Here is a 9,241-nt window from a genome sequence, read left to right as displayed (position 1 = left end):
CCCGCGGGAGTGATGACAAACCCCACCCATCACCTGTCAACACGGCTTCTCGCCCGCTCGCCGTGGACGACGGAGACGAGGTGATCGCGACCTGCGGGCGTGGATCACCCGGATCGCCGGCGTGCGTCAACCTTGTTGCGCAGCGGTCAGCTGAGTCTTTTGCGTGGTTGGTGAATCGGGCGATGGCAATAGCCCGCCGGAGTGACGTGGGCCGCGCGCCGACCGCCACCGACGCGCAAGATTTCGATCTTGTTGAATTGGTGTGAGCTCCGAACCTCAAGTCCACAAGATCGACAATTCGCTGCTCGCTTCGTGACTTTTACGCTCTTTGTTCCCTTAGGATTCCTGCGGTGTGAGAATCCTGCTCAATATGTGGGCCAGTGCTGCGGGTCCGGCGGTGGGCAGGCCTACGGCAATGCTTGGCGCGGCCGTTCGGCGCGGCAGAAGCGTGTCGCCCGTCCGGGGGATGGCGATCGATCATCACAACAGCCATGCAAAGACTCAGCTCCTCGCCGTAAAGGCACAAGATTGCCGCCATAGCGTGCTGCAGCGCGACTTTTCGGCGTTTTGCGGCATTGGTCATTCCCCACAGTGGCGCCGCTGCCTGCCTGGTGAGACAGGGTCCAGGATTTGGGCCCGGCTCCCACCAGCCGGACCCGTCGCCCGGCATCCACAGCGGCGGCCTCCGGTCGATGACACAGGACGCCGACCACGTGGGCCCGGGCCGGCCCGCGTCCTCGGGGCCGTCGTCGGTCAGCTCTCCGCCGGGCGGGTCGCGGGCCAGACGAGCGCGTCGGTCGGGGTGTTCGGATCGCGTAGTGCCCGGTGATCCCGGCCCGGGATCGTCCGGCCCGCCGCCACCACGATCCGCGCGAGCTCGATCGCCCCGTACGCCTGGAAGTGGGTGTTGTCCGACACCCCGGCGGGATAGTTCGGCGCCTCGCCGGGGTCCAGCCAGAGGAAGTAGTCCTTGGTCGCCTCCGGGCCCAGCGACGTCCACCGCGCGAACGACAGCGCGGTCAGGTCGATCAGCGGCGTGCCGGTCGCGGCGGCCAGCGCCCGCATCGCGTCGGGATACTCGCCGTGCGACTGGTAGGGCTCACCGGCGGCGGTGAACCGGCGCCGTTCCACCGGGGTGACCAGCACCGGCCGGGCGCCGGCGGCCCGTGCGCCGTCCAGGTAGCGGCTCAGGTAGTCCTGGAAGGTGGTCCAGGGCTCGGTGTAGCGCGCCGGGTCCTCGGCCTTCTCGTCGTTGTGCCCGAACGAGACGAGCAGCACGTCGCCGGGGCGGATCGCGGCCAGGATGCGGTCGAGGCGGCCCAGGTCGACGAAGCTCTTCGAGCTGGCGCCGGAGAGCGCCTCGTTCACCACGGCGATCTCCGGCCGCAGGAAGACCGGCAGCGCCTGCCCCCAGCCCGCCCGGGGCACGTCCGCGACGGCGTAGGTCGCCGCGGTCGAGTCCCCCGCCACAAAGACCGTCCGTCGTGGACGGTGACCGGCGGCGGCCGGCCCGGCGATACCCAGCCCACCGGCGACGGCACCACCGAGGGCGGCGCGCAACAAGGTCCTGCGATCAAGCTCCATACCTCCATCAAATCAACGCCCGTCGATTCAGGCAAGCGCTTACCTATTGGCGGGACGGACCACCAGGAGCTATCGCGGGCACGGGGTGGGCGGGCGGAAGGCGCGGGCGCGGACTGCGGGGGGCATTCACGGACCACGGCGGCGGCAAGGTGGGATCAGCGCGGGCCGCAGGACGCAAGGCCGGACACGGACCGCAGGACGCAAGGCCGGACACGGACCGCAGGACGCAAGGCCGGACACGGACCGCAGGACGCAAGGCCGGACACGGACCGCAGGACGCAAGGCCGGAGCACACGAGGCCGGGCAAGGGCGCAGGGCCGGAGGACACGAGGCCGGGCAAAGGGCGCAGGGCCGGAAGGCGCAGGGCCGGGCGCGGGCGCAAGGCGCGGGGCCGGGCGCGGGCGCAAGGCGCGGGCGCAAGGCGCCGGGCGCCGGGCGCCGGGCTCGGGGCCAGCGCCGCCGCCGGGGGTGGTTCAGTCGGCGGGAGTCACGGTGCCCGCTGTGCCGTCGACGGTGATCGGCTGGCCTGTTCTGATGCGGGTTGTGGCGGCCGGGACGCAGATCACCGCCGGGATGCCGTATTCGCGGGCCACCGTCGGGCCGTGCGCCATGATGGCTCCCGTTTCCGTCACCAGGGCGGCCGCCGTCAGGAACAGCGGTGTCCAGCCCGGGTCCGTGGTCGCCGCCACCAGGATCTCGCCCGGCTCGATCGTCGCCGTCGCCGGGTTGTGGATCACCCGGGCCCGGCCGGTCGCCCGGCCCGGTGAGGCGCCCACGCCGCGCAGGTCGCCGGTTGCCGCCGGCCGGGGCAGGACGGCTTCGATGTCGGTGCCGTCGGAGAGCAGGGCCACCGGCACCGTGCGGCGGCGCATTTCCCGTCGGTGCACCGCCTGGCGGGCGGTGACCAGCTTCCGGAGGTCGGTGTCCGGTGGCAGGCCGTCCAGCTCGTCGAGGGTCAGGAACATGATGTCGTCCGGTCGGTCGAGCCGCCCGGACTCCGTCAGGTCCGCGCCGATCAGCAGGAGCTGGCGGCGCATCTCCTGGAGCGGGTACAGGCCCGCGAACTTGCCCGCCTCGCGGAGTCCGGCCAGCGCGCGGGCGCGGCGCAGCAGGAAGCCGGCGAGGCGGCCGCGGACCGGGCGGCGTCGGCGGGCGTGGGCGGTCAGGGCCTGCAGGGTCGTCTCCGCTGTGGTCGCGGCGCGGGCGAAGCGGAGGTCCGGGGCCTGGTCGGGGTCGGTGACCCGGAGGTAGTTGGCGATCGTGGCGAAGACCGGCGCCGGGTCCTCGGCCCAGCGTGGCACGCCCAGGTCGACCTCGGCGGCGCCGCGGTGGCCGTACCGGTGGAGAAACGCCGTCAGGCCGAGGTCCGGCAGGGTGCCGGACCGGTAGCGGGTTGCCAGCTCGTGCGGCGCGGTGCCGAGCAGCAGGTCGCGGTGGGGTGCGGCCTGCTGGGCCAGGCGCCACAGGGCGAGGTCCATCTCGATCGTGACGTTGTGCGGCATGCCGGCCAGGACGGCGTGGATCTCGCCCGGGGTGGCGACGCCCTTGAGCAGCTGCTGCGGCAGTGCCGTGGCGAGCAGGCCGGCCACGATCGGCCAGGTGAGGTCGCCGGCGGCGGTTGTGGTGTCGCGGGCGCGCAGGAAGCGCAGGCGGTCCGCGGTCGTGCGCAGGTCGCCGGGTGCCGCCGCCGCGGTGCGGAGCTGGTCGACGGCCCGGTGCACGCGGGCGCGGGCCGCCTCGGGGCGGGCCAGGGCGCCGACGATGCCGGTGAGCGCGGCGGCTGCCGTCCTCAGCGACGGGGTGGCGGCGCGGGGTGCGGCGCCCTTGCGGGGGGCGAACCGCGGGTCGGCCAGGACGTGGGCCATGGCCGCCTGTGCGCGGGGTCCGAAGTCGACTGCCATGAGCTGGACCAGGCGTTTGCGGGCGGCCGGGTGGCGGGCCTGCTCGGTGAGGTCGCCGTAGAGGCGGCCGCCGATCGCGACGATCTCGGCCCGGATGCCCAGCGCCGCCAGCATCCCGGCGATCTGGGCCCGCAGGGTGGACAGGCCCATCGGGGTGACCGGCTGGAGCATGCCCTGGACGTGGCCGAACTCGACGTAGACGCGGGGCTCCGGCCCAGTTCGCGGGGGCGGCGGGAACAAGGTGGTGATCGGCCGGGCCTGGAGCAGCCAGAGGGCGCCGGCACGGTCCGCGGCCCATTCGATGTCCAGCGGGGTGCCGGCGTGCTCCTGCAATCGCTCGCCCGCCTCGCGCAACCTCGCCAGCAGCTCCGGTGGCGCACAGCCAGGCCGAGCGTCCGGAGTGGACGGCAGGACGTAGTGGTCCACCGGCGCGGCGCCGTCCACGACGGTGGTGCCCAGGCCCGGGGCGGCGTCGACCAGCATCTCGGTGCGGTTGCCGGTGAGCGGGTTGGCCGTGAACAGCACGCCGGACACCGCCGCGTCGACCATCCGCTGCACCACGACCGCCATCCGTACGCCGTCGTGTGCGATGCCGTGCGCCTCGCGGTAGGCGACCGCCCGGGCGCTGTGCAGCGACGCCCAGCAGGTTTTGATCGCGGCCAGCAGGTCGGCCTCGTCCGTCACCCCGAGCAGCGTGTCGTGCTGGCCGGCGAAGCTCGCCTCCGGCAGGTCCTCGGCGGTCGCGCTCGAGCGAACCGCCACCGGGCCGGCGCCGAGCGCCTGGTACGCGGTGACGATCTCCGCCGTTGGCAGGACACCGCGGCGGTGCGCCTCGGTCGTGACGCAGAAGCCCGGCGGCACCCGCTCGCCCCGGCGCAGCAGCGCGGCCAGGCCGGCCGCCTTGCCGCCCACCAGCGCCTGCGCACCGGGCGCGACCTCGGACAACGGCACCACGGACATCCGGGCTCCCCGCTCCACGACGCGACTGCGACGGCTCCACCGTAGCGGTTTGGCAATACGATCGCAATGTGTAAGGAAATCAGGACTTCACATGTTCGTCATCAGGCGGTTAAATCGAGGGACAGCGATATGGGAGCGCTCCCATAAGCGGACAGGAGCCCACCGTTGTCCACTTCACGCCGTTATTTCCTGATGTCCATCGTGGTGCTGCTGGTCGGCGCCGCGGGGATCGCCCTGGCCCGTCCCTCCGGCGCGGCCGCCGCTCCCGCCTACAGCTACGGCGAGGCGTTGCAGAAGTCGCTGTTCTTCTACGAGGCCCAGGTCGCCGGTCGCAAGCCCGCCTGGAACCGGGTGTCCTGGCGCGGCGACTCGGCGCCGCGCGACGGCGCCGACGTCGGCCTCGACCTGACCGGCGGCTGGTTCGACGCCGGTGACCACGTGAAGTTCGGGCTGCCGATGGCGTTCACCACCACCATGCTGGCCTGGGGCGCGGTGGAGAACCGGGCCGCGTACGCCGCCTCCGGGCAGCTCACCCACCTGCTGAACAACCTGCGGGTGCCCAACGACTACTTCATCAAGGCGCACCCCTCCGCCAACGTCCTGTACGGACAGGTGGGCAACGGCGACGCCGACCACAAGTGGTGGGGACCCGCCGAGGTGCTGCCGATGGCGCGGCCCGCGTACAAGATCGATGCGAGCTGTGGCGGGACCGAGCTGGCGGCGGAGACGGCGGCCGCGATGGCCGCCAGCTCGATGGTCTTCCGGGCCACCGATCCCGGGTACGCCGACACGCTGCTCAGCCACGCCAAGCAGCTCTACACCTTCGCCGACACGGTGCGGAAGAACTACCACGAGTGCATCACCGACGCGACGTCGTTCTACCGCTCGTGGAGCGGCTACGCCGACGAGCTGGTGTGGGGCGCGATCTGGCTGCACAAGGCCACCGGGGACGCGGCCTACCTGGCCAAGGCCGAGGCCGGGTACGACGCGCAGGGCAACGAGAACCAGACCAGCACCAAGATGTACAAGTGGACGATCTCCTGGGACAACAAGCAGTACGGCACCTACGTGCTGCTGGCCCAGCTGACCGGCAAGCAGAAGTACCGGGACGACGCGAACCGCTGGCTGGACTGGTTCACCGTCGGGGTCAACGGCGAGAAGGTGCGCACCTCCCCCGGCGGGATGGCCGTCGTGGACACGTGGGGCGCGCTGCGGTACGCCGCGAACACGGCTTTCGTCGCACTGTCCTACAGCGACAGTCTCGATGACGCGGCGCGGAGGACGCGCTACCACGACTTCGCCGTCAAGCAGATCAACTACGCGCTCGGCGACAACCCGCGCAGGTCCAGCTACGTGATCGGCTTCGGCGCCAACGCGCCGAAGAACCCCCACCACCGGACGGCGCACGGCTCCTGGTGGGACAGCCAGCAGGTGCCGGTGGAGACCCGGCACGTGCTGTACGGGGCGCTGGTCGGCGGGCCGTCCGCGCCGGACGACGCGTACACCGACAGCCGCGGCGACTACGTGATGAACGAGGTGGCCACCGACTACAACGCCGGCTTCACCTCGGCCGTCGCCCGGCTCTACGGCGAGTACGGCGGCGCCCCGGCGGCGAACTTCCCGCAGGCCGAGAAGCCGGATCTCGCGGAGCTGTCGGTGGAGACCACGGTGATGCAGAACGAGACCCGCTCGACCGGCGTGAAGGTGATCGTCTACAACAAGTCGGCGTTCCCGGCGCGGGCGCTGACCGCGGCGAAGTTCCGCTACTACTTCACCCGGGACGGCGACGCGGCGCTGACCGTGGGGACGCCGTACACGCAGGGCTGCCCGGGGCCGACGGCGGCCAGGCAGTACGCCGGCGACGTCTGGTTCGTCGAGGTGGACTGTTCCGGCTACACCATCGCGCCGGCCGGCCAGTCGGCGCACAAGATGGAGGTCCAGCTCAAGATCGGCGTGGTCGAGGGCGGCACCTGGGACCCCACCGACGATCCGTCGTACCAGGTGGCGGCCGGGGCGAACCCGGGCGTGCCGCTCTACGAGGGCGCGAACCGGGTGTGGGGCAACGAGCCCGGCACCGGCCCGTCCCCCTCGCCGTCGGTGACGCCGTCGGTCACGCCCTCGGCCACCCCGTCGGCCACGCCCTCGGTGACCCCGTCGGTGACGCCCTCCGTCAGCACGCCGCCGGGCGCGCCGTGCCGGGTCAGCTACCGGACCAGCGACTGGAGCACCGGCTTCACCGCCGACGTGACCCTGACCAACACCGGCACGACCACGCTCAACGGATGGTCGCTGACCTACTCCTACGCCAACGGCCAGCGGATCACCCAGGCCTGGTCGGCCACCGCCACCCAGACCGGGAGCCAGGTGACCGTCACCAACGCCTCCTGGAACGGCACCCTGGCACCCGGCGCGTCGGCCGGCTTCGGCATGAACGGCACCCACACCGGGACCAACCCACGCCCGACCGCCTTCGCCGTCAACGGCTCCGCCTGCACCGTCGCCTGACCGCGGGGCCACGGCCGGTGACCACCCCCGCCGGCCGTGGCCCTGTCCCCACCACCGAGGAACAGGACCCCCAATGCGTAGAGCACTGTGCGGCGCCGCCCTGGCCGCAGCCCTGGTGATCCCCTTCGCCCCGCCGGCGCAGGCCGCCGTCCTGCCGTACCTGGACCCCACCCTGCCGGTCGCCACCCGGGTGACCGACCTGCTCGGCCGGATGACCCTGGACGACAAGATCGGGCAGATGACCCAGGCGGAACGCGCCGCGATCACTCCCGCGCAGCTCACCCAGTCCCGGATCGGCTCGGTGCTCTCCGGCGGCGGCTCCGGCCCCGCGCAGAACACCCCGGCCGGCTGGGCCGACATGTACGACAGCTTCCAGCGCGGCGCGCTCGCCACCCCGCTGCAGATCCCGATGATCTACGGCATCGACGCCGTGCACGGCAACAACAACGTGGCCGGCTCGACGATCTTCCCGCACAACATCGGGCTGGGCGCCACCCGGAACCCGGCCCTGGCCCAGCAGATCGGCCGGGCCACCGCCGAGGAGGTCACCGGCGCCGGCCAGGACTGGACCTTCGCGCCCTGCCTCTGCGTGGCCCGCAACGACCGCTGGGGCCGCACGTACGAGTCGTTCGGCGAGAAGCCGGAGATCCCCACGGCGATGACCACCGTCATCGACGGCCTGCAGGGCTCGGCGCTGAACGGGCCGGCCTCGGTGCTGGCCACCGCGAAGCACTACCTCGGCGACGGCGGCACCACCGGCGGCACCGACCAGGGCAACACCCAGCTCAGCGAGGCCGAGCTGCGGGCGGTGCACCTGCCGCCGTTCGCCGCGGCCGTCAACCGCGGGGTCGGCTCGGTGATGATCTCGTTCAGCAGCTGGAACGGCGCCAAGCTGCACGGCTCCAAGTACCTGGTCACCGACCTGCTCAAGGGCGAGCTGGGGTTCACCGGCTTCACCGTCTCGGACTGGGCGGCGATCGACCAGCTGGACGGGCAGACCGGCTTCACCCAGGCCGAGGTGGTCACCTCGATCAACGCCGGGCTCGACATGATCATGGTGCCGAACGACTGGCAGACCTTCCTCGGCTACCTGAAGGCCGCGGTGCAGGCCGGGCAGATCCCGATGTCCCGGATCGACGACGCGAACCGGCGGATCCTCACCAAGAAGGTCGAGCTGGGGCTCTTCGAGAAGCCGTACGCGGACCGCTCGTACGCGGCCGGCATCGGCAGCGCCGCGCACCGCACGCTGGCCCGGCAGGCCGTCCGCGAGTCGCAGGTGCTGCTGAAGAACGCCGGCGGCGTGCTGCCGCTGGCCAAGTCCGGCGGCAAGCTGTTCGTGGCCGGCAAGAGCGCCGACGACCTGGGCAACCAGAGCGGCGGCTGGACCTCGACGTGGCAGGGCGCGAGCGGGAACACCATCACCGGCACGTCGATCCTGCAGGGCATCCGCAACGCCGTCGGCAGCGGCGCCACGGTCACCTACCAGCGCGACGGCACCGGGATCGACAGCTCCTACCGGGCGGCCATCGCGGTCGTGGGCGAGACCCCGTACGCCGAGGGCGCCGGTGACCGGCCCGGGTCGCTGAGCCTGGACGCCACGGACCTGGCCACGCTGGCGCGGTTGCGGGCCGCGGGCGTACCGGTGATCGTCGTGCTGGTCTCGGGCCGCCCGCTGGACGTCGCCGCCGAGCTGGCCGGCTGGAACGCCCTGGTGGCGGCCTGGCTGCCGGGCAGCGAGGGTGCCGGGGTGGCCGACGTGCTGTTCGGCGACTACGCGCCGACCGGCAAGCTGCCGGTGACCTGGATGCAGTCCGCCGCCCAGCAGCCGATCAACGACGGGGACGGCAAGACGCCGCTGTTCCCCTACGGCGCCGGGCTGACCTACTCCACCACCACGCCGGAGCCGCCCCCGCCGGCCCCGTCCTCCTGCCGGGTCGCCTACAGCACCAACGACTGGAGCACCGGCTTCACCGGCACGGTCGCGCTGACCAACACCGGTACGGCCGCCGTCGGCGCCTGGAGCCTGCAGTGGTCGTACACCGCCGGCCAGCAGATCACCCAGGCCTGGTCGGCGCGGGTCACGCAGTCCGGCGCCGCCGTCACGGCCACCGGCGAGACGTGGAGCCCGTCGCTGGCCGCCGGGGCGACGGTGACCTTCGGCTTCAACGCCGGCCGCGGCGCCACCAACCCCCGCCCGGCCTCGTTCACGCTCAACGGCTCCGTCTGCACGGCGGGGTGAGGTCCAGCTGTGCCCGGCGCCCGGCCACACCCGTGGTCCGGGCGCCGGCACA

The 9,241-nt window shown here is 72.6% G+C and carries 5 protein-coding genes; 3 read left to right on the top strand and 2 right to left on the bottom strand.

Going from position 1 to position 9,241, the window contains the following annotated elements:
* Positions 1 to 266, top strand: a 266-nt coding sequence (locus ACIBQZ_RS12025; RefSeq protein ID WP_396088589.1) for a hypothetical protein, incomplete at its 5' end; no start/stop codon positions are given.
* A 487-nt stretch (positions 267 to 753) separates the two neighbouring features.
* Here ACIBQZ_RS12025 and ACIBQZ_RS12020 read toward each other — a convergent pair.
* The gene (locus ACIBQZ_RS12020) at positions 754 to 1,584 is read right to left on the bottom strand and encodes a rhamnogalacturonan acetylesterase (RefSeq protein ID WP_396088588.1); all 831 of its coding nucleotides are present in this window, start codon (positions 1,582 to 1,584) and stop codon (positions 754 to 756) included.
* 473 nt (positions 1,585 to 2,057) lie between these two features.
* Positions 2,058 to 4,445: a PEP/pyruvate-binding domain-containing protein gene (locus tag ACIBQZ_RS12015; RefSeq protein ID WP_396088587.1), complete on the bottom strand. Its 2,388-nt coding sequence runs from the start codon at positions 4,443 to 4,445 to the stop codon at positions 2,058 to 2,060.
* Positions 4,446 to 4,637: 192 nt separating this feature from the next.
* Between ACIBQZ_RS12015 and ACIBQZ_RS12010 the strand changes: the two genes are divergently transcribed.
* Positions 4,638 to 6,950 (top strand): glycoside hydrolase family 9 protein, encoded by a 2,313-nt coding sequence (locus ACIBQZ_RS12010; RefSeq protein ID WP_396088754.1) that lies wholly within the window; start codon positions 4,638 to 4,640, stop codon positions 6,948 to 6,950.
* Between the two features lie 73 nt (positions 6,951 to 7,023).
* Entirely contained in the window at positions 7,024 to 9,189 is a 2,166-nt protein-coding gene (locus tag ACIBQZ_RS12005) for a glycoside hydrolase family 3 N-terminal domain-containing protein (protein ID WP_396088586.1), read from the top strand.
* The last annotated feature ends 52 nt before the right edge of the window (positions 9,190 to 9,241 follow it).

It is taken from the genome of Actinoplanes sp. NPDC049599 (assembly GCF_044465625.1).
In the GTDB taxonomy this organism is placed as follows: domain Bacteria; phylum Actinomycetota; class Actinomycetes; order Mycobacteriales; family Micromonosporaceae; genus Actinoplanes.
Note: the sequence above shows the minus strand (reverse complement) of the source record. Positions and strands in the feature narration are given on the sequence as shown.